Source organism: Cohnella xylanilytica, from assembly GCF_014212175.1.
Classification (GTDB): domain Bacteria; phylum Bacillota; class Bacilli; order Paenibacillales; family Paenibacillaceae; genus Cohnella; species Cohnella xylanilytica.
Map to the genome: position 1 here is coordinate 25,311 of NZ_JACJVR010000086.1, position 18,382 is coordinate 43,692.

The following is an 18,382-nucleotide window of genomic DNA, read 5'->3' on the forward strand; positions in this document are numbered from 1 at the left end:
GTGTTCGTTGAAGGCAGTCATACTGGCTGGGGGGACGGGAACTCGCCTTAAGCCGTTAACCTTCTGGACCAACAAGCATTTGCTTCCCGTCGGCCACTACCCCATGATCTGCTACGGCGTCGCCAAGCTGAGGGAAGCGGGAATCCGGGATATCGTAATCGTAACGACGAGATTGGCGTTGGGAGCCTTCGCGGAGGTGCTCGGCAGCGGAAGGGACTGGGGGGTATCGATCGTCTACCGGGTGCAGGAGGAGGCCGGCGGAATCGCCCAAGCGCTGGAGCTGGCCCGCCCGGTCATGGCAGAGGGAGAGAAGTTCGTCGTCCTGCTGGGCGACAATCTCTTCGAGCAGTCCCTCCGTCCCTTCGTCGAAGACTTCGAACGGCAGACAAGCGGGGCGATGGTTCTTCTCAAGGAAGTGGACGATCCGAGGCGATACGGCGTTCCGAAGCTGGAAGAAGGAAGCGGCCGAATCGCCTTCATCGAAGAGAAGCCGGAGAATCCGTTGTCGCCGTATTGCGTGACGGGCATGTATTTCTATCCTTCCGACGTCTTCGAGATCATCGACAAGGTGCATCCGTCCGATCGGGGAGAGCTGGAGATCACGGACGTCAACAACGTGTACGCTCGCGAAGGGAGACTGGGCTACCAGGTGCTTGACGGCTGGTGGACGGATGCCGGAACGTTCGACTCGCTCGAGGAGGCTGGCCGGAGACTGAAGGGGACGTTGCCATGAACAAATCGACAGCCGCCTCCGTCCCGAACGTTCGGCGAGGCAAACCGAAAGGCCGCAAGGGCGGCTTGAGACGAAGGGCGGGACCGACTCGCCGAACGGCTGCCTCCTACCGGCGCGCCGACGGGCGCCGGAGCCGAAGGAACCGGTTCGCGGAGACCGTTCCCGCCGAGATCGTTCTCCCGGAAGGACCGGCCGCAAGAGGCTACGAGGAAGGGTACCGGGACGGAGTGTACGCCGGGGGCGAAGGGCTGCTGGAAGCCCATCTGCCGCCGGACCTTCTGATCCCGAACCTGACGCTGGACGAGGTGTTGGCCGCCGGCGTCGAAGCGCTCCGTCCGAGAGCCATTCCGCTCCTTAGCACGGCGGCCGTCTACGAGGAAGCGGAGCGGATGCTGAAGGAGAAGCAGCCGTACGCGCTCGTCCGGCTGGGCGACGGGGAGCTGTTGACGATGGCGCAGGACACCGTCCTTCCTCCCGACGAAGTGCGGAGGCAAGGGTATTTTCTGGCCTACGCGGGAGTGGACGCGCCGGATTTGCGCGCGAGAGACGAGCTGGCGGCGTCTATGAGGCTGGCTTCGCTCGTCGGCGTGCCTCAGTCCCGCCAGCCTTTTTTCCAACCGCTGCTGTTCGCCATATGGAACGCTTACGGGATTCGGCCGGAGACGCTGAGGCTGACTTCTTCTACCATTAACTATTCCTTGCATGAGCAAGGCTATCTGCACCGTCTCATGCAGGACCGGCGCGTTCTCGTGATCGGCAACGTCGCGCGGGAGCTGGCTCAGGCGTTGGCCTCCCAAGGCGTCTCGATCGCGGGAGCGGTCAGTCCCGTCCGGGGAATGAACGATCTGCACCGCGTCGTCGAGGAGGCCGCGTCGTACGATTTCGATCTGGCCCTGGTGTCCGCGGGCATCGCGGCCGTGCCGATCTGCGTCCATCTGGTCGGGAGAACCGGCAAGGCGGCGATCGACTTCGGCCATATGGCGAACCGGATCGCGGGCGTCGGTCCGAGCGGACGAAGGGGATAGCGGACATTCGACCAGAAGAGGTGAACGACATGAAGGTCATTAAGGCTTCGAGCCCCCGTACCCGCCGGGCGTCCGCCCGCCCTCCGGCATCCCGGCGAGCCCGCGCGCGCGGCCGCGGGAAGACGCGAACGGCGACCGTCGCGAAGCGGTTCGAGGAAGGCTTCGGAGAGGGCTATCGGGAAGGCGTGCAGGCCGGGCTGCACAGCTTCGCGACGGGCTTCGAAGGAACGAGCATCGTCATCCCGACGTACAATCAGCTCGATATGCTCCGGCAATGCATCGCCAGCATCATGGACAACACCGACCTTCCTTACGAGATCATCGTCGTGGACAACGCCTCCACCGACGGGACGGCTTCGTACCTGCAGATGCTCGGAGGGCAGGTGAGATACCGGACGCTCGAAGCCAACAAGGGCTTCTCCGGCGCGGTCAATGTCGGGCTCATGATGGCGAAGGGCAGCACGATCGTCCTCCTGAACAACGACACGGTCGTCGCCGAGAGGTGGCTCGACAACCTGCTGGCCTGCCTGAACAGCGACCCGCGAATCGGCATGGTCGGACCGGTCACCAACTATATCAGCGGGGAACAGCAGATCGAGGTGCCGTACGCCGACATCCGGGATATGCCCGCCTTCGCGAGGGAGTTCAACCGGTCGAACCCTGCCCTCTGGCGGCGCACCGACCGGTTGGTCGGCTTCTGCGTACTGTTCCGCAGGGAGCTGTTTCGCCAGGTCGGCTACTTCGACGAAGGCTTCGAGCTCGGGAACTTCGAGGACGACGACTTCTGCATCCGCGTCCGGATGCTGGGCAGAAGCCTCGTTATCGCCCGGGACACGTTTATCCATCATTACGGCAGCGTAAGCATGAAGGCGCTCGGAGACCGGTTCATGCTGGTGAACGACCGGAATCAGCATTACTTCCTGGACAAATGGCTGAATCCTTACGAATGGATACACCGGATTTTGCAGTTGACGGACGAATCCGGACGATCGGGCTACGACATGGCCGCGCTCTTCCCGTCCGGAGTCGCCGTCAAAGGTCTCGGGGCGACCGTCTACTGGATCGACGGCGGAGTCCGCCGCCCGGTGGAGGGCGTGCTCTCGATTCCGATCGCGCGGCTCTCGATGGTGGATATTCAGCGTTGGCCCGCGGCCGAACCGATCTCCGCCGTCGAGGCGGAGCGCCGCTGGCTCGCGACGGAGGGGCCGAACCGGGAGCCGCAGGGGCTCGTTCGCCTGCCCGGCGGGGCTATCTTCCTGATCCGGGGAAGAACGGCGCGGCGGGTCATCAGCCCTTCGGCCCTGGAGGGGTGGCATCTGCACGAGAAGCCCTTCCGCGAGATCGAGCCGGAGGAGCTAGCCGAATTCGAGGAAGGATTGCCGGTCATCGCTCCGCCGCAGCTTCGGCAAGCCTTGTAAAAGCCGCCGTGCTCCGTGCGTCCTTCTCCGCGCGACTGTTCGGATCGGCCGTTCCCGCAGAGAAGGTCCGGCCGCTGCTTCGCCCGCCGGACCTTCTTCGTTGCGGCGGCCGGCGGGCGGCCGGGCGCTCGCCTGGCGGCCGAGGTTCCGATGCGAGAATGCGGAACCGTTTACATAATCGATTAGGAGCGAGAACGACGATCCGCCTTCCGGATTCCCCCCTCCAAGCGCCCGGGAGAAGGGTTCCGCCGCCGAGACAGTGGCAAGCGCCGCCGGGCGGCATATGTTGTAGAAGACATGACGGCGCGAGCCCTTGGCGCCGACTTCGCGAAGAATGGGGGGACGGGCGCATGCAGGAATTAATGACGGAGATCGTCGTCCATCTGTCGCACTCTCATCAGCAGATGGCCAGAATCTTGGACGCCAAGCGCCAGGTAGCCGTGCGAATGGCGCAGATGGTGCACATTTTACCGGATGAGCACCCCCAGCTGGACGGGTTGGAGGGGCTGTTGGACGGATCCTCGCAGGTGACCAAGAGCGTCATCGCTTACGTCAACAGCCTCGCGGACCTTCAAGAGGCGATGGCGGACAGCCTCACGCAGCTCGTTAAAGCCGTCGCCGACACGGACGAGGAATAACACCGGGCTCCAATCGCTAAGCCGGGCTTCTCGCGCGAACTCGAAGGGAAAGGAGGGGGCGGAAGATGAACCGCGAGCAAGCTTATCATCTGACGTTGGATGCTCTTGCCAAATTGCAGTGGAACACGGCCATGATTCTCGAAGCCAAGGCGACCGAGGCGGAGAAGGTGAGGAACTGGCTGCTTACGCACATTACGGGAGATACCTATGTCGCCCATTCCGACCAGCTGTCGACCTCTCTCAAGATCCACGAGCAGAACGTGGAACTGATCGACGGCCTGACGAAGCTGTGCCACGGCCTGAATCGGAACATGAAGGCGATTCTGGAGCCGGAGGGCGACGACGCCGGCATGGGTTCCTTGATGGAAGGGCTGAATACGGGCGATAGCGAATTATGAGCCGGCTTGGAAAAGAGTGGGAAGTGAAGCTCGATCTGCTCCAATCGATCGCGCGCAGCCAGGCAGCGCTGGCCCGGATGCTCGAGAGCGTCGCCGACGTCGCGGAAGGCAGCGAGTCCGCCGCCGCCGCTCTGCGCGAGCACGCGAGAGTGCTGACCAATCTGCAGGGAGCGCTGCTCGGGGCCGTCGCGGGAACGTCCTGGCGTCCTCCCGTCGCCGGGAAGCCGGCACGGCCCTGGCTGGCGCGGAGCGTCAGCCCTCTCTGGGCGGCGACCATGACGGAGGAGCGGGAGGTGATTCCCGTTGAAGCTTAATCGGACGAGGCGAACGGCAGGTTCCCGGAAGCGCTCGGCGGGCCGCGCCGGCGCGCGGAAGGGCGGGAAGACGTCGGCGGCCGGGGGAAGGGCGGGACGGATCCGCGGGAGAGCCGCCGGCCGTCCGTCCCGAAGGCGGACCGGAGCCCGCGCTCCCGCTCAAGGGCCGGCGCCGGCCGGCTACGCCGAAGCCGCCCGCCAGGCCTACAACGACGGCTATAACGCGGGCTTAGCCAAGGGCTTCGAGGACGGCCACCAGCTGGCCTACGAGCAGCAATTCTAGCGCCGCGGCGCCTAGCAGAATCGAAAGGTTGGGATCGGGAATGCAGAGACGCAAGAGCGTCAAACGCCGTGGAGGAAGCCGCGTTGGCGCGAAGACGAGTCCCTCGAAGCGCAAGCGCGCCGCGCCGAAGAGGACCGCAGGCGGAATCAGGGGCAAAGGCAGGAGCAGAGCCGCGGGTTCCGCCCTTCGCCGCAAGGCGTCCGGGCGAAGCCGGGTCTCCCTTGCCAAGAGGAGCGTCCGGCCGCCCGCCGGAACGTACAGCCAGGGCTTCGACGACGCTTACAACGAGGGATTCAACGCCGGGTTCGCGAAGGGGCTCGAGGAAGGCCGCGAATTCGCCTTGCAGGGATGACGAACGACCGTTACGAATCGACAGGTTCCATGGCCGAACGCCCGCCGACATACGTCGGCCGGGCGTTCGTTCGCGTTGGCGGCGGCTCGGCAACCCGCCCTATTATACGCTCTTGCGGACGGGTAAGTATCCATGTCCATAAGACCAGGGGCGCATATATTGAATCTGGGTGATGACGATGCGGTACAAACGCAGGGAGAATCCGGCGAACGGCGAACGGCGGGCCGGCTACCGCCTGGGATGGTTCGACGGCTGGCGGGTAGGTGCCTGCCAGGGAATAACGGAACGCACCGTTCTCCCGATCCAGCGCAGCAAACTGAGGCTTATGTACGTGCCCCAAGGCTTCGACGCGATCGACCAAGGAATGATATGGGCGCTTGAGCAGAACGTCGAACAGCTTATCGTCGCCCCGGCCGACCGGATGCGACAGACGGCGGAGACGGCCCGGCCGGACGCGGTGCTGGTCATGAACGGCCTTCATGTGTTCCCGCCGGATCATCTCGAGCAGATTCAAGGGATCCGCGGCCTCGGTATCAAGACGGCGATCTGGTTCGTCGACGACCCTTACGTCACCGACGAGACGCCGTCCATCGCTCTGAATTACGATCTGGTGTTTACCCACGAGAGAACCTGCGTGGAATTGTACCGCTCGGCGGGCTGCCGGCAAGTGCATCATCTTCCGCTCGCGGTCCATCCTCAGCTGTTCCATCCGATGTACGTTCCGACCGAATACCGGACCGATATCTGCTTCATCGGCATCGCCTTCTGGAATCGGGTGAAGCTGTTCGACGAGCTGGCGGATTACCTGCAGGACAAAAGGGTGATGATCGCCGGCAAGCTGTGGGACCGCATGCCGCGGTACGCGGAGCTTGCGAAGTTCGTGCGGGAAGGCTGGATTCCGGTTCCCGAGACCGCCAAGTACTACAACGGAGCCAAGATCGTCATCAACGTCCACCGGACGACGGAGGCGGGTTCGGACAATCGGAACTCCCTCAACTGGCCGGCCGAGTCCATCAATCCGAGAACATACGAGATCGCGGCGTGCGGAGCGCTGCAATTGACCGATTACCGAAGCGAGCTGCCCGAGCAGTACAGCATCGGGAGCGAGATCGAGACGTTCGAATCGTCCGAGCAGCTGATCGCGCTCATCGATCGCTATCTTGGCAACGAAGAAGAGAGGCTGCATATGGCCGCCCGGAGCTTCAGGCGCACGTACCGGAACCATACGTTCCTGCACCGGATCGGTACGCTGCTTGAGGCGATGGAGAGCGGCAACGGATAACCATCCAGAGCGGAGGTGCGACAATGCCGACCAACAAGAAGTATCCCAAGATCGAACCGCTTCGTGCGATCGCCAAGGCGAAGAAAGCGGCCCGGAAGCCGATTCCGACGGAGAGGTCCGACTATCTTCTCGGAAGAAGAGACGGCGCCGCTCTGGGGTGGAAGCACGGACATTGGCACGGACGCTGCGAAGCGATCGTGCAGGCGGCGACAGCGCCGGCCATGCGCCGTCCGATTCACGTCCTGTACGTCACTTCGGGCAAGAGCTACCCGTACAGTCCGTTGGACGAAGGTATTCATACGACCTTGCTGGGCCTCGCGGAGAGGGTGACGATCGCGTCCCCGAGAGACGACGTCGCCGCCATGGCCAGAGCGGATAGACCGGACCTCGTTCTCGTCCTGGACGGCATGGAATTCCCGGCGGAGCAAGTGCAGCAGCTGCGCTTGCAGGGCGTTCGGACCGCCATCTGGTTCACGGACGATCCCTACTACACCGACGTCACCGCAACGATCGCCCCCCTATACGACCACATATTCACCTTGGAACGCAACTGCCTTCCCTTCTATCAACAGCTAGGCTGCCAGCGAGTATACAATCTGCCTCTCGGCGTTCATCCCGCTTATTACCGTCCGCGCAATCCGCGGCTGGCGCTGAGGGGGGATCTCTGCTTCATCGGCACGGCTTATTGGAACCGGGTATCGATCTTCCACGAGCTCTTGCCCCGCATCGAGTCTCTTAATTTCCGCCTATCCGGTCTGTGGTGGGACCGGCTGCCGGAGTACGGCAAGTGGAAGGAGCGGATCGAGCTAGGGAAGTGGATGACTCCGCTCGAGACGGCCGAATATTACAACGCCCACCGGATCGTCGTCAACGTTCATCGGGCCCATGACGACGAGACGTTCAACAAGAACGGCGCCGGAATCACGGCGGTATCCCCGAACCCGCGCACGTTCGAGATCTCGGCCTGCGGAACCCTTCAGATCGTCGACCATCGGGACGATCTGACGCAGTTCTACGAGCCGGGCACGGAGATCGTCACCTATCAGTCGATCGAGGAGCTTGCGGGTAAGGTCGAATATTATCTCGCCCACGAGGAGGAGAGGGAGAGAATCGCCCTTCGCGCGTTGTACCGAACGTTGAGAGATCACTCCTATACGAGCCGGCTGTCGCAGCTGCTCGATCTGGCGCTGGTTCCCGCATGAACGTTCACCGGCCGAAGTTGATGCTGTTCTCCCATATCTGCAGCCCGGTCTATTACACGGGCGCGGAGAAGCTGCTGCTGTCGCTAGCGAAGGAGATGCACCGGCTGTTCCACTGCGTGCTGGTCGTGCCGAAGGAAGGCGCCATCGCGAACGCCGCCCGGCAGCACGGGATCGAGGTCCGGGTGCTCGACATTCCGCTCAGCATCGCGATGTACGTCGCGATGCCCCATCTTCATAGCGAGCTTCAAGACCTTCGCATGTCCTCCGCGTGGGAGAGGCTGGTCTCCCTGCTTAGGAGCGAGCGGCCGTCGTACGTGTGGGTGAACACTTGCGTGCATCCGCTGCCCGCCATCGCGGCGAAGGCTCTCGGCATTCCGACGATATGGGCGCTGATGGAGACGATCATGGACGGCTCTCACCGGCATGAAGCGGCCCGCGTGGTGGATTTGCACAGCGACCGGATCGTCGGCATCTCCCGCACGGTGCTGTCGCCGTTCAACGACCCCGACTTGTCGCACAAGACGACGGTGCTGTCGCCGTTCTTGAACCGCGACGAGCTGCTCCCGGACAGCTGGGCCTTCAACCGGCTGCGGCACCGCCGCAGCCACGGCTGGGGGGAGCAGCACCGGGTCGCCGGTTATATCGCGTCCACCATCTACCCGAACAAAGGGCTGAAGGAGTTCCTGCAAGCCCTTCTGCCGACGGCCGCCTCCGATTCCCGGGTCCGGCTGCTGGTCGTCGGCAATCCGACGGATGACGACTACATGCTGGAATGCAAGGAGCTCGTCCGCAAGGCCGGCTTGTCCGACCGGGTCGCCTGGGTGCGGTTCGCCGAGCGGATCGAATACGTCTATCCGGCGATGGATCTCGTGGTCGTTCCGAGCCTGGTCGCGGAAGGGTTCGGCATGGCCGCGCTGGAAGGCATGATGTTCGGCAAGGCCGTCGTCTCCTTCGCGTCCGGGGGACTGGCCGAGATTCACGAAGCGACGAACAACGGCGATTATCTGGTCGAGCGGGGTGACGTCGAGGGCCTGTCGAAGGTCGCGGCGGCCTTGCTCCAGGACGACGAGAAGCGGGAGGCCGTCGGCCGGCGCAGCGCCAAGAAGGCGAATGAGCTGTTCGGCGTCGAGGCGTTCCGGCATGAGCTGGAAGCCTTCGCGGCTTCGCTGCCTCTGGCCGGAGAGGAGCTTCCGTCGCTCGTCAAGGGCAGCGGCCCCGCCGTGTATTGGGTCGAGCACGGCCGCAAGCGGCCCTTCCCTTCGGCGGAAGCGTTCCTGGCCCACGGCTTCCGATTCGAAGACGTGACGGAGCTCTCGGACGAGAGGCTGGCCATGCTCCCTTACGGGGAGCCGATGCCGCATCCCGGCGCGGAGCGGGAATCGAAGGGCAAGGGCGCGTCCCGATCCCGAAGGCGGCGGGTCCGCCGCCGGGCCGGAACCCGCGCCGGCGCCCGGCGCCGATCCGGAGGCTCGAAGCGCAAAGGCAAGGCGAGACGGCGGGGACGCGGCCGCAGACGAACCCGACGAAGCGACAGGAGGTGAGACCGTGCGTATCGTAACCATTCTCGGCACGAGGCCGGAAGTGATCCGCCTCAGCTTGCTGACCCGGATCTTGGACGAACGGGCCGCGAAGCACGTCATCGTGCATACCGGCCAGAACTTCGCCTGGAGCTTGAACGGGGTGTTCTACGAGGAGCTCGGCCTCCGTCCGCCGGACGTGAAGCTGGACGTCCGCAAGACGACGCTGGCCGGACAGCTCGCCGCTTCCTTCGAGGCCGTGGAGGACGTGCTGCTGCGCGAACGGCCGGACCGGGTGCTCGTCCTCGGCGACACGAACAGCGCCCTGTGCGCGCTGATCGCCGAGCGGATGGGCATCCCGGTCGTTCACATGGAGGCGGGCAATCGCTGCTTCGACCTGAGCGTTCCGGAAGAGAAGAACCGCCGGGTCATCGACGCCGTCTCGACCTTCAACCTCCCTTATACGGAGAACAGCAAGACGAACCTGCTTCGGGAAGGCTTCCCCGTGCAGCGTATTTTCCGATCCGGCAACCCGATCTACGAAGTGCTCCAGCACTACCGGAGCCGGATCGAGGGCAGCGACGTTCTCGAGAGGCTGAAGCTGACGCCCGGCCAATATCTGCTGGCGACGATACATCGGGCGGAGAACGTCGACGTCCCTTCCCATCTGGCCCAGATCCTGGAGGGGCTGCGCCTGACCGCCCAGAGGGAGGGCCTTCGGATCGTCTGCAGCGTTCATCCCCGGACCCGCTCCCGCCTGCAGGGCTCGGAGGCACCCCATCCGCTGCTGGAATTCCACGAGCCGTTCGGGTTCTTCGACTTCGTCCAACTGGAGAGACACGCGAAGTGCGTGCTGACGGACAGCGGCACGGTGCAGGAGGAATGCTGCATCTTCCAGGTGCCGACGGTGACGGTGCGGCGCACGACGGAGCGGCCGGAGACGGTCGATTGCGGGAGCAACGTCGTAACCGGCCTGAAGGCCGAGCGGATCGCCGACGCCGTCCGGGTTATGTCATCTCTGTCGGGCGGGTGGACGCCCCCGGAAGGGTACCTGGACGCGGACGTCTCCCGCAAGGTAGCCAAATTTCTGCTTGGAGGGAATACGGATGTTTGAAGGACGGCGAATTCTGGTGACCGGAGGCACCGGGTCGTGGGGCTATGAGCTCGTGCGGCAGCTGCTTCCTCTTAATCCCGCTGAGATCATCGTCTATTCGCGCAACGAATCCAGCCAGGTGGCGATGAACCGGACTTTCGAGGATTCTCGCATCAGCTTCTGCATCGGCGACATCCGCGACAAGGAGGCCTTGTCGAAGGCGTGCGCCGGAGTCGATCTCATCTTCCATCTGGCGGCCCTCAAGCATGTGCCCGTCTGCGAGGACCAACCGTACGAAGCGCTGAAGACGAACGTGATCGGCACGCAGAACGTGATCGAGGCCGCCATCGAGAACAAGGTGGGGCGGGTCATCAACATCTCGACGGACAAAGCGGCCAACCCTTCCAACTTCTACGGCATGACGAAGGCGATCGGCGAGAAGCTTATCGTCTACGCCAATCTGCTCAAGAGCGACACGAAGTTCGTCTGCGTGCGGGGCGGCAACGTTCTCGGGACGAACGGCAGCGTCATCCACCTGTTCATGAACCAGATCGCCCACAAGAACCAGATCAGTCTGACGCACCGCAATATGACCCGGTTCTTCCTGACGCTGGAGGATGCCATCAAGCTCTTGTTCAAAGCGACCGTCGAGAGCGTCGGAGGCGAGATCTTCGTCATGACGATGCCGACCTGCCGAATCGTCGATCTGGCCGACGTGCTGATGGAAGCGATGGGCAAGCACGTCGAGATGGTCGAGACCGGCGTGCGCCCGGGGGAGAAAATCCACGAGATACTGCTCACCGAATACGAGAGTCTCAATACGGTCGTCTACGACGATCAATATCTCGTCATTCTTCCGACGCTCGACATCCCGGGGCTGCGCGAATGGTACTCGTCCTATCCGCCCGTTCACTTCGACAGCTTCAGCTCCAGCCAATCGCTCATGTCGAAGGAAGAGATTCGCCAGATGCTCGTTCGCGGAGGCTTCCTGCCATGAGAATCCTGGTTCTGGGAGGCTATGGGATGGCGGGGCACCTCGCGGCCGTTTACCTGCGGAAGATCGGCCACGAGGTGACGGTCGCGGTGCGGCCGGGAACCGCCTCGCGGCCGGCATCCGGGAAGCGGGGATGGCCGCCGGACATCCCGGTTCGGGAGCTGGACGCGAGAGACATGCGCGCGGCCGAAGAGCTGATCGAGCGGGAGAAGCCGGAAGTCCTCGTCAACGCGGTCGGCGTACTGAACAGCCAGGCGGAAGACCGGCCCCTCGACGCATACGTCGTCAACGGGCTGCTTCCCCATTGGCTGGCGCACGTCGGCGAACGCTTAGGGGCCCGGCTCGTGCACATCAGCTCGGACTGCGTGTTCTCGGGCGATCGGGGCGGCTACGGGGAGACCGAGCGCCCCGACGGGCGCACCGTCTACGCCCGCTCCAAGGCGATGGGAGAGGTGAAGGACCCGCGGCACCTGACGATCCGAACCTCGATCATCGGTCCGGAGATCCGGGACGGCGGCATCGGGCTCATGAAGTGGTTCCTCGGCCAGACGGGAATCGTCCGAGGCTACGCGAAGGTTCCCTGGAACGGAGTGACGACGCTGGAGCTCGCGAAGGCGATCGCTTGGGCGATCGACCGGCCCGGGATCGGCGGCCTCGTTCATTTGACCGCGCCGGAGCCGGTCAGCAAGCACGAGCTTCTGACGCTGATCCGCTCCGTCTACGACAAGAACGACGTGACGATCGAGCCCTCCGACGAGCCGGCGATCGACCGGACGCTGCTGCCGACGGCCAGCGGATTCGGCTACCGGCCGCCGGACTATCCGACGATGCTGAGAGAATTGAGGGAATGGGAGCGTTCGGCATGGGAATGAAGAGGGTGCTCATCACCGGGGCGACGGGATTCACCGGCCGGCATGCGTGCAGGAGATTCGCCGACGCCGGCTGGGAGGTCGTCGCCGTCGCTTCCGGAAGGGGCTTGCTGCCGGAGGAGACGGCCGCTCCCCGCGGCGCGAAGACGATCCGCTGGACCGGCTGCGACTTGACCGACCGGGAGGCGGTCCGCGGCTTGATTCGGGAGACCTCTCCCGACGCCTTGCTGCACCTGGCCGGGCAGAACGCGGTGGACCGTTCTTGGAGGGAGCCGGACTTGACGCTGGCCGTCAACGCCTTGTCCACCGTCTACCTGCTGGAGGCGATGCGCGAGCGCCGGAAGGACGGCCGCTCGCTCGTCGTCGGCTCCATGCTGCGCGAACCGCCGGAATCGTGTCCCCATCCGTATTCGTACAGCAAGTTCGTTCAAGTCTCGTCCGCTCTGGCCTGGCATCGGTGGTACGGAATGGAGGTCGTCGTGGCCGAGCCTTCCAATCTGATCGGTCCCGGGGGCAGCGGCGGCATCTGCGGCAAGATCGCCCGCTGGGCGGCCCAGGCGGAACGGGGCGGATCCTCTACGGCTTCGGAGGTTCCGCCCTTTCGCTTGTCCTCCCTGACGGAGCGGAGGGACTATCTGGACGTCCGCGACGCCGTGAACGCCTACGAGATTCTGCTTCGGGAGGGCCAGGCCGGAATGCCGTACGCCGTCGAGTCGGGAACGATGCGGTCGCTGGAGGAGATCCGCGCCGAATTCGGAAGAATCGCCAGCGTGCCCCTTCACTGGGAGGTCGGTTCGGCGGCCGCGGCCGGAGAGTCGCCAAGGCCGCGGGATTGCTCGCCCGTCCGTTCGCTCGGCTGGTCTCCGGCGATCCCGTTCTCCGAATCGGTGCGCGACGCGCTGGAAGAGGAACGCGGGCGATATCGCGAACGAAGAGAGGAGAGAGCCGAATGAATAGAGCCGGGCCGCGCGTGACCGTCGTTATTCCGTTCTATAACGATCCTTATATCGGGGAGGCCGTCGACAGCGTTCTGGCCCAGACGCATCCGGAAGTGGAGCTGATCGTCGTCGACGACGGCTCGACGATGCATTCGGAGAGGCTTCTGCCCTATCGGAACCGGATACACCTGCTGGGCAAGGCCAACGGAGGCACGGCCAGCGCGCTGAATCACGGAATGAGGCACGCGTCGGGCGAGTACGTGGCTTGGCTGAGCTCCGACGATCGGTTCGCGAAGGAGAAGGTCGCGAAGCAGGTCAAGTTCATGGAAGAGACGGGGGCCTGGATCAGCCATACGGCCTTCCGCCATATCGACGAGCGGGGAGCGCCCGACGGGAAGGCCGTGCAATTGGCATTCGGGAGCATGTACCGGTTCTATGAATCCTTCTTGAAGGGCAACGTGGTCAACGGCTGCACGGTCATGCTGAGGAAGGAGCTGTTCGATCGCCTCGGAGGGTTCGACGAGCGGCTGCCGTATACCCACGATTACGACTTCTGGCTGCGCTGCATTCTGTCCGGGTATCCGCTCGTTTACCTGAATGAGCCGTTGACGGAATACAGGAGGCATCCGGCCATGGGAACGATCCGTCACGGCGGCGAGATCGAGCGGGAATTCCGGCGGGTGCGCGAAGGGTACCGGGAACGGGTCCGGATGCTGCTGGACGCGCTGGAGCCCCGGACGGCCACCGCCCGGCGAACCGGTTCGAAGCCGCGTTGATCCGCCATTCGTAAGAAGGCTTCCGGCCCGGCGAAGCTTCCCCCGGGCCGGCAGCCTTCTTGGCGGATCTAGGCGATATCCGCGCCCCGGGGACTCCGGTGCAACACGTGCGGAGGCAGCGGGACGGCCTTCTCGGGCCGCCAGCCGTAACGCCCGAACGCGCCGGAGCTGACGATCCTCCTCAGACGCTGGCCTTCGCCGTAATAGAAGGCGCCGTCCGGACCGGCGTACAGAACATGATCCATCAGCTCGTGTTCCTCCCAGGCGTCCCCCTGGATCGGCCATCCTTCGGGCAAGGAATGAATCTGCTCCAAGCCGAGAGGCACCGCGTCCTCGTAACGGAGGCCCAAGGCGCGGATCGAGCCCATATCCCGGAAGGGATACCGGATTCCGTAGGCGATCGAATGGAAGCCGCCGTAAGGATCGGATGCGATGAAGACGTCGGGGTAGTCCTTCAGCATGCCGCTCAGCGGACGGATCGGGATTCCTTCCGGCAGTCCGGCGAGCAGATCGTGCGCCCCGAGGGCGACCCGGTCCATGGACAGGTTCAGGCGGAGCAGATCGTCGTACGACGCGATCGGCCGCTTGACGCCGCGTTCGACCCGGTAGACGCAGCCGTTCGCGGCGGTGCCGTACCAGCCGCTCGGGATCGCGAAGGGATCGGGCTCGTGATGCGGGTGGGCCTGCATGCGAATGCCGGGAAGGAAGCCGGGATCCAGCTGAAGGATAAGCCGCTCCGGGTTGTAGCCCCACTTGCGGATATACTTCCTACGGTTGACTCCGGCGATCGCGTACATATCGTAATGGTTGGCGTTGAAGCTGCGGTTCCCTTCGTGATGGATAAAGGTGTCGCCCGCGATGCGCAAGGACAAGCCGGCCTTCATCGCCCGGTACCCGTAATCGATGTCTTCGTAACCGCCGACGTTGAACTGTTCGTCCAGGTTCCCGAGTCTCTCCCAGGTCGAGCGGCGGAACATCATGCAGAAGCCGGAGAGGGCGGTGGCGACGCGCCACCGGGACGGGTCGTGCCGGTTGAACCCATCGGCGAACCGGAAGAACTGCTCGGGACTTCCGTAGCTCTCGGGCAGCTTCTGCATCGGCAGGACGAAGTTGGACACGGGGCCGACGATGCCGACCGACGGATCGGAGAGCAGGGCGGCCAGCAGCTGCGAGAGCCATCGGGGGGAGACCAGGGTATCGTTGTTCAGAAGCAGGAAGACGTCCCCCCGGGCGACGGCCATTCCCTGATTGCAAGCGGCGGCGAATCCGACGTTGGTCCCGTTGCGGATCAGGCGGACGTCCGGCTGCTCGTACAGCCAACCGACCGTCCCGTCCGTCGAGCCGTTATCGACGACGATGAGCTCGTACGGGGAATCGGAGAAGGCGCGGATGCTGTGAATGCAGGCGACCGTCTGGTCCATGTTGTTCAGCGTAAGCATGACGATGCTCGTCAGCATGCGGACACCCCCAAGGCGCCGAGCATCCGGACGAAATGATCCGCGTACTGCTCCAGCGTGAAATTTTCGCGAACGTGCTTCTCCCCGTCCCGGACCAGAGCGGAGCGAAGCTGGCGGTCCCGCATGAGGCGAAGCGCCTTCGCGGCCGCCCCGTCGATATCGCCGTGGTCGTAATAAAGAGCCGTAACGCCATCCAGAAGCGAAGAGCGAACGCCGTCCGAATCCGTCGTGAGGACCGGACAGCGGCAGCTAAGCGCCTCCAGCGCGGCGTAGGGGGCTCCTTCGGTTTGCGAAGTCATGCACAGCACTCCTCCCGAATCGCCGATTTGCGAATAGAGCCCCGCCATTCGGTTATGGGGAACGTTGTGAAGCTGGCGAACCTTCCCCTCGATGCCGAGCGCCCGGATCCGTTCCGCCAGCTTCTCGTGCTCTCCGTGCTCCGCGAGCCAAGGGTCGCTGAACATCCAGGCTTCCGCGTCCGGCCGGTCGTCCATCACCTTCGCGGCGATCGCAAGGAAGTCCCGCCAGTTCTTGTTCGCTTCGAGTCTTCCGATCCACGCCAGAACCGGACGGGGATACCCGTCGTTCTTCCGGTATCGGAACGAATCGGCATCGAACGGATTGTTGAACGCGAACATCGGCTTGTGCGGATAGCCTTCCCGAAGAATCCGGCCGATGTGGGGCGTGTGCGGGTACAGGAAGGCGTCGGCGTAGGGACCCAGGAACGGGGCGGCGGCCAGAAGCGTGTCGCGGGCGACGTTCTCGGGCCCGAACCCTTGAATCTCGAAGATAATCGGACCCTGGAACCCCAGTTGGCGGAACAGGCTGAGCTGCATAAAAAAAGACAGGACCACGATCGCCGAATAGCGCCCCTCGCTCAGAATCCGTCCGATCTGCGCGGGTTCCCCGGTGTAGAACACCTTGTTGCCCGCGTTATTCTGCAACCCGCTGCCCGATTGGAAGTAGAGTAGATGAGCCTCGATGTTCCGACCCGCCAGCGCTTGAATCCGCATCCGGTTGAGCGTGTCGACTCCCCCGCTGGGGAGCACGAATACGAACAGCACGCGCGTCGGCATGATGTCCAACCCCATTCGTCACAAGGTTTGAAGCAGCGCGTTCAGATGCGGCGAATACCGGTCCCGGACCATCGCGAACTCGCGGTCGACCTGATCCTTGCGGGTTCGCGTTCCCATGTTCTCGTGCCATCGATAGGCGGTGAGCGTCTCGTTGATGAAGTGGAAGTCGATATTCGCCAGGAAGACGCGCAGCCAATACTCGTAATCCTGCGTGCAAGCCAGCTGCTCGTTGAAGAAGCCGAGACGCTCGGGCACCGACCGGTGCATCATAATGGTGCATCCGTTGATCGGGCAGAACGTGAACAGGGCGCTGACAAGGTCTCTGACGGACGGGAATTTGACGGCGAGCGAGCGCATCAGAACTTCGTTGTGAACGCCGATCAAGTCGAAGTCCGTGCAGCTGATCAAGGCGTTATGCCGCCTCATGTACGCCACCTGGCGGGCGATCTTGTCCGGATAGAAGCGATCGTCCGAGCTGAGCCAGGCGATATATTCGCCGGAAGACATCCGGATGCCGTGATTGAGGGCGCTCGCGGTTCCCCCGTTCTGCTTGCCCAGGTAGTGGATGCGGCCGAAATACGGGGCGAGCTTCTCCTGATGCATCGTCGATCCGTCGTCGACGACGAGAACTTCGATCGGCGAGTAGGTCTGCCCCAAGGCGCTAGCGACGGCCTGATCGACGAAGGGGCAGTTGTAGAAGGGAATGACGATGCTGACCAACGGATTGGATCTGTCGAACGTCATGGCTGGCCTCCTGCAGTGGGATGATACCAGTGTACGTGGACAGGATAAAGGCCGACACGACGGTTGAACCTCGTCATCGGCCTGATTTTGGTTCCTAACGGAACCGGTTATATCGTCCAGCGAAGCAGGAGGCCGGCTTGCGAGAGGCCCGACCCGAATCCATAGAGGGCCGCCAGCTGACCGGGGACCAGTCTTCCGTCCTTCACCGCCAGATCGAGCGCCAGCGGAATGGAAGCGGCCGACGTGTTGCCGAAGGCGGTTACGCTGTGCAGCGCCTTCTCCGGCGGCAGCCCGAGCCGTTCGCACATCGCCTCGATCATGCGCAGGTTCGCGCTGTGGGGAACGAACCAGTCCAGCTCGTCTGCGGTCAGTCCCGCCTTCCCGAGCATGCGGCGAATTCCTTCGGGAACGCGGGTGACGGCCCACTTGTATACTTCCTGTCCGTTCTGGACGATCTTGCCGTCGCCTTCCAGAGGCAGCCCGTTCCATTCCTTGGACAGGCCGGACGCGTAGACGAACCCTCCTCCCGAACCGTCCGTCGCGGCATCCGACGCCAGGAACGTCCCCTGCTCCGCCTTCTCGACGAGGACGGCGCCCGCTCCGTCCCCGAACAGGATGCAGGTGGAGCGGTCGGTATAATCGGTTATCCGGGTCAGCGTCTCGACTCCGACGACGAGAATCTTGCGGTACGCCCCGGTCAGCAGAAGGCCGTTCGCGATCTGCAGGCCGGAGACGAAGCCGGCGCAGGCGGCGTTCATATCGAACGCCAGGCAGGAACGGATCCCGAAGGCGTTCTGGATGCGAGCGGCCACGGAGGGGAAGGGAGTGTCCGGCGTCGTGGTGGCGACGATAACGGCGTCGATATCGGCGGTCTCCGTCGGGTAGCGCCGGAGCAAGTCCTCGACCGCCTTCGCGGCCAGATGGCTGGAGAATTCGCCTTCGGCCGCCACGCGCCGCTCCCGGATTCCCGTCCGGCGCACGATCCATTCGTCGTTCGTCTCCACCATGGCGGACAGGTCTTCGTTGGTCAGCCTTCGTTCGGGAACGTAGCTGCCGATCGCCGTGATAGCTCCGTTGGACATGAATTCTTGAATGGGAAAATCCATAAGGATCGAGCTCCTTTATTATTAGGTTCTAGTATCAGGTACTAAATTGGAATTGATCTCATCATAGTTGTAAACCCCGCGGCTGTCAATACTCTCCCTCGCGGATATTCGGATATCGGCGGGGCATCTTAAGCATGGCGGGCAACGCCGAGTCTATTGCCAAGGAG

General features: G+C 63.7%; 20 protein-coding genes. 16 read left to right on the forward strand and 4 right to left on the reverse strand.

All coding sequences use genetic code 11. The features are described 5' to 3' along the window. The first annotated feature begins 7 nt into the window (after nucleotides 1-7). From H7B90_RS22315 to H7B90_RS22390, 16 genes are all read left to right on the forward strand, one after another. The gene (locus H7B90_RS22315; protein ID WP_185138116.1) at nucleotides 8-733 is read left to right on the forward strand and encodes a sugar phosphate nucleotidyltransferase; all 726 of its coding nucleotides are present in this window, start codon (nucleotides 8-10) and stop codon (nucleotides 731-733) included. Continuing rightward, on the forward strand, nucleotides 730-1,758 hold the full coding sequence (locus H7B90_RS22320) for a GT-D fold domain-containing protein (protein WP_221482133.1): 1,029 nt from the start codon (nucleotides 730-732) through the stop codon (nucleotides 1,756-1,758). Before H7B90_RS22315 ends, H7B90_RS22320 begins: the two co-directional genes overlap by 4 nt. Nucleotides 1,759-1,787: 29 nt before the next feature. Continuing rightward, nucleotides 1,788-3,176 (forward strand): glycosyltransferase family 2 protein, encoded by a 1,389-nt coding sequence (locus tag H7B90_RS22325; protein WP_221482134.1) that lies wholly within the window; start codon nucleotides 1,788-1,790, stop codon nucleotides 3,174-3,176. Nucleotides 3,177-3,526: 350 nt separating this feature from the next. Continuing rightward, entirely contained in the window at nucleotides 3,527-3,814 is a 288-nt protein-coding gene (locus tag H7B90_RS22330; protein WP_185138117.1) for a nucleoside-diphosphate sugar epimerase, read from the forward strand. A gap of 65 nt (nucleotides 3,815-3,879) precedes the next feature. Then, nucleotides 3,880-4,212 (forward strand): alpha-helical endospore appendage domain-containing protein, encoded by a 333-nt coding sequence (locus tag H7B90_RS22335; protein WP_185138118.1) that lies wholly within the window; start codon nucleotides 3,880-3,882, stop codon nucleotides 4,210-4,212. Continuing rightward, a complete protein-coding gene (locus H7B90_RS22340) occupies nucleotides 4,209-4,526 on the forward strand; it encodes a hypothetical protein (RefSeq protein ID WP_185138119.1) in 318 nt (105 codons plus the stop codon). The genes H7B90_RS22335 and H7B90_RS22340 overlap by 4 nt, the downstream gene beginning before the upstream one ends. Further along, entirely contained in the window at nucleotides 4,516-4,809 is a 294-nt protein-coding gene (locus H7B90_RS22345) for a hypothetical protein (RefSeq protein WP_185138120.1), read from the forward strand. The genes H7B90_RS22340 and H7B90_RS22345 overlap by 11 nt, the downstream gene beginning before the upstream one ends. Nucleotides 4,810-4,849: 40 nt before the next feature. Further along, nucleotides 4,850-5,161 carry a FliH/SctL family protein gene (locus H7B90_RS22350; RefSeq protein WP_185138121.1) on the forward strand — a complete coding sequence of 104 codons (312 nt, stop codon included), beginning with the start codon at nucleotides 4,850-4,852 and terminating at the stop codon, nucleotides 5,159-5,161. Between the two features lie 178 nt (nucleotides 5,162-5,339). Further along, nucleotides 5,340-6,443 carry a CgeB family protein gene (locus H7B90_RS22355; RefSeq protein WP_185138122.1) on the forward strand — a complete coding sequence of 368 codons (1,104 nt, stop codon included), beginning with the start codon at nucleotides 5,340-5,342 and terminating at the stop codon, nucleotides 6,441-6,443. A 23-nt stretch (nucleotides 6,444-6,466) separates the two neighbouring features. Then, nucleotides 6,467-7,645 carry a CgeB family protein gene (locus H7B90_RS22360; protein ID WP_185138123.1) on the forward strand — a complete coding sequence of 393 codons (1,179 nt, stop codon included), beginning with the start codon at nucleotides 6,467-6,469 and terminating at the stop codon, nucleotides 7,643-7,645. Then, nucleotides 7,642-9,186 (forward strand): glycosyltransferase family 4 protein, encoded by a 1,545-nt coding sequence (locus H7B90_RS22365; protein ID WP_185138124.1) that lies wholly within the window; start codon nucleotides 7,642-7,644, stop codon nucleotides 9,184-9,186. Before H7B90_RS22360 ends, H7B90_RS22365 begins: the two co-directional genes overlap by 4 nt. A 4-nt stretch (nucleotides 9,187-9,190) precedes the next feature. After that, the gene (gene wecB / locus H7B90_RS22370; protein WP_185138125.1) at nucleotides 9,191-10,276 is read left to right on the forward strand and encodes a non-hydrolyzing UDP-N-acetylglucosamine 2-epimerase; all 1,086 of its coding nucleotides are present in this window, start codon (nucleotides 9,191-9,193) and stop codon (nucleotides 10,274-10,276) included. Further along, a complete protein-coding gene (locus tag H7B90_RS22375) occupies nucleotides 10,269-11,252 on the forward strand; it encodes an SDR family NAD(P)-dependent oxidoreductase (RefSeq protein ID WP_185138126.1) in 984 nt (327 codons plus the stop codon). Before wecB ends, H7B90_RS22375 begins: the two co-directional genes overlap by 8 nt. Continuing rightward, a complete protein-coding gene (locus tag H7B90_RS22380; protein WP_185138127.1) occupies nucleotides 11,249-12,121 on the forward strand; it encodes a dTDP-4-dehydrorhamnose reductase family protein in 873 nt (290 codons plus the stop codon). Before H7B90_RS22375 ends, H7B90_RS22380 begins: the two co-directional genes overlap by 4 nt. After that, the gene (locus tag H7B90_RS22385; protein ID WP_246578424.1) at nucleotides 12,112-13,071 is read left to right on the forward strand and encodes an SDR family oxidoreductase; all 960 of its coding nucleotides are present in this window, start codon (nucleotides 12,112-12,114) and stop codon (nucleotides 13,069-13,071) included. Before H7B90_RS22380 ends, H7B90_RS22385 begins: the two co-directional genes overlap by 10 nt. Beyond that, complete coding sequence (locus tag H7B90_RS22390; RefSeq protein ID WP_185138128.1) at nucleotides 13,068-13,832, forward strand: glycosyltransferase; 765 nt, start codon at nucleotides 13,068-13,070, stop codon at nucleotides 13,830-13,832. Before H7B90_RS22385 ends, H7B90_RS22390 begins: the two co-directional genes overlap by 4 nt. Before the next feature lie 68 nt (nucleotides 13,833-13,900). Here the strand turns inward: H7B90_RS22390 and H7B90_RS22395 are convergent, their stop codons facing one another. The 4 genes from H7B90_RS22395 to H7B90_RS22410 form a co-directional block, all read right to left on the reverse strand. Next, nucleotides 13,901-15,289 carry a glycosyltransferase family 2 protein gene (locus H7B90_RS22395; protein WP_185138129.1) on the reverse strand — a complete coding sequence of 463 codons (1,389 nt, stop codon included), beginning with the start codon at nucleotides 15,287-15,289 and terminating at the stop codon, nucleotides 13,901-13,903. After that, nucleotides 15,283-16,365 (reverse strand): glycosyltransferase family 4 protein, encoded by a 1,083-nt coding sequence (locus tag H7B90_RS22400; protein WP_185138130.1) that lies wholly within the window; start codon nucleotides 16,363-16,365, stop codon nucleotides 15,283-15,285. The genes H7B90_RS22395 and H7B90_RS22400 overlap by 7 nt, the downstream gene beginning before the upstream one ends. A gap of 18 nt (nucleotides 16,366-16,383) precedes the next feature. Further along, nucleotides 16,384-17,109 (reverse strand): glycosyltransferase family 2 protein, encoded by a 726-nt coding sequence (locus H7B90_RS22405; protein WP_185138131.1) that lies wholly within the window; start codon nucleotides 17,107-17,109, stop codon nucleotides 16,384-16,386. A 107-nt stretch (nucleotides 17,110-17,216) separates the two neighbouring features. Continuing rightward, the gene (locus tag H7B90_RS22410; protein ID WP_185138132.1) at nucleotides 17,217-18,215 is read right to left on the reverse strand and encodes a ketoacyl-ACP synthase III; all 999 of its coding nucleotides are present in this window, start codon (nucleotides 18,213-18,215) and stop codon (nucleotides 17,217-17,219) included. Nucleotides 18,216-18,382 lie beyond the last annotated feature (167 nt).

What these genes read in the sequence shown, in the direction of transcription:
- H7B90_RS22390 (WP_185138128.1), top strand. Translation starts at nt 13,068, where the DNA reads ATGAATAGAGCCGGGCCGCGCGTGACCGTCGTTATTCCGTTCTATAAC.
- H7B90_RS22340 (WP_185138119.1), top strand. Translation starts at nt 4,209, where the DNA reads ATGAGCCGGCTTGGAAAAGAGTGGGAAGTGAAGCTCGATCTGCTCCAA.
- H7B90_RS22385 (WP_246578424.1), top strand. Translation starts at nt 12,112, where the DNA reads ATGGGAATGAAGAGGGTGCTCATCACCGGGGCGACGGGATTCACCGGC.
- H7B90_RS22335 (WP_185138118.1), top strand. Translation starts at nt 3,880, where the DNA reads ATGAACCGCGAGCAAGCTTATCATCTGACGTTGGATGCTCTTGCCAAA.
- H7B90_RS22330 (WP_185138117.1), top strand. Translation starts at nt 3,527, where the DNA reads ATGCAGGAATTAATGACGGAGATCGTCGTCCATCTGTCGCACTCTCAT.
- H7B90_RS22405 (WP_185138131.1), bottom strand. Translation starts at nt 17,109, where the DNA reads ATGACGTTCGACAGATCCAATCCGTTGGTCAGCATCGTCATTCCCTTC.
- H7B90_RS22365 (WP_185138124.1), top strand. Translation starts at nt 7,642, where the DNA reads ATGAACGTTCACCGGCCGAAGTTGATGCTGTTCTCCCATATCTGCAGC.
- H7B90_RS22360 (WP_185138123.1), top strand. Translation starts at nt 6,467, where the DNA reads ATGCCGACCAACAAGAAGTATCCCAAGATCGAACCGCTTCGTGCGATC.
- H7B90_RS22325 (WP_221482134.1), top strand. Translation starts at nt 1,788, where the DNA reads ATGAAGGTCATTAAGGCTTCGAGCCCCCGTACCCGCCGGGCGTCCGCC.
- H7B90_RS22350 (WP_185138121.1), top strand. Translation starts at nt 4,850, where the DNA reads ATGCAGAGACGCAAGAGCGTCAAACGCCGTGGAGGAAGCCGCGTTGGC.
- H7B90_RS22355 (WP_185138122.1), top strand. Translation starts at nt 5,340, where the DNA reads ATGCGGTACAAACGCAGGGAGAATCCGGCGAACGGCGAACGGCGGGCC.
- H7B90_RS22410 (WP_185138132.1), bottom strand. Translation starts at nt 18,215, where the DNA reads ATGGATTTTCCCATTCAAGAATTCATGTCCAACGGAGCTATCACGGCG.
- H7B90_RS22375 (WP_185138126.1), top strand. Translation starts at nt 10,269, where the DNA reads ATGTTTGAAGGACGGCGAATTCTGGTGACCGGAGGCACCGGGTCGTGG.
- H7B90_RS22395 (WP_185138129.1), bottom strand. Translation starts at nt 15,289, where the DNA reads ATGCTGACGAGCATCGTCATGCTTACGCTGAACAACATGGACCAGACG.
- H7B90_RS22400 (WP_185138130.1), bottom strand. Translation starts at nt 16,365, where the DNA reads ATGCCGACGCGCGTGCTGTTCGTATTCGTGCTCCCCAGCGGGGGAGTC.
- H7B90_RS22320 (WP_221482133.1), top strand. Translation starts at nt 730, where the DNA reads ATGAACAAATCGACAGCCGCCTCCGTCCCGAACGTTCGGCGAGGCAAA.
- H7B90_RS22380 (WP_185138127.1), top strand. Translation starts at nt 11,249, where the DNA reads ATGAGAATCCTGGTTCTGGGAGGCTATGGGATGGCGGGGCACCTCGCG.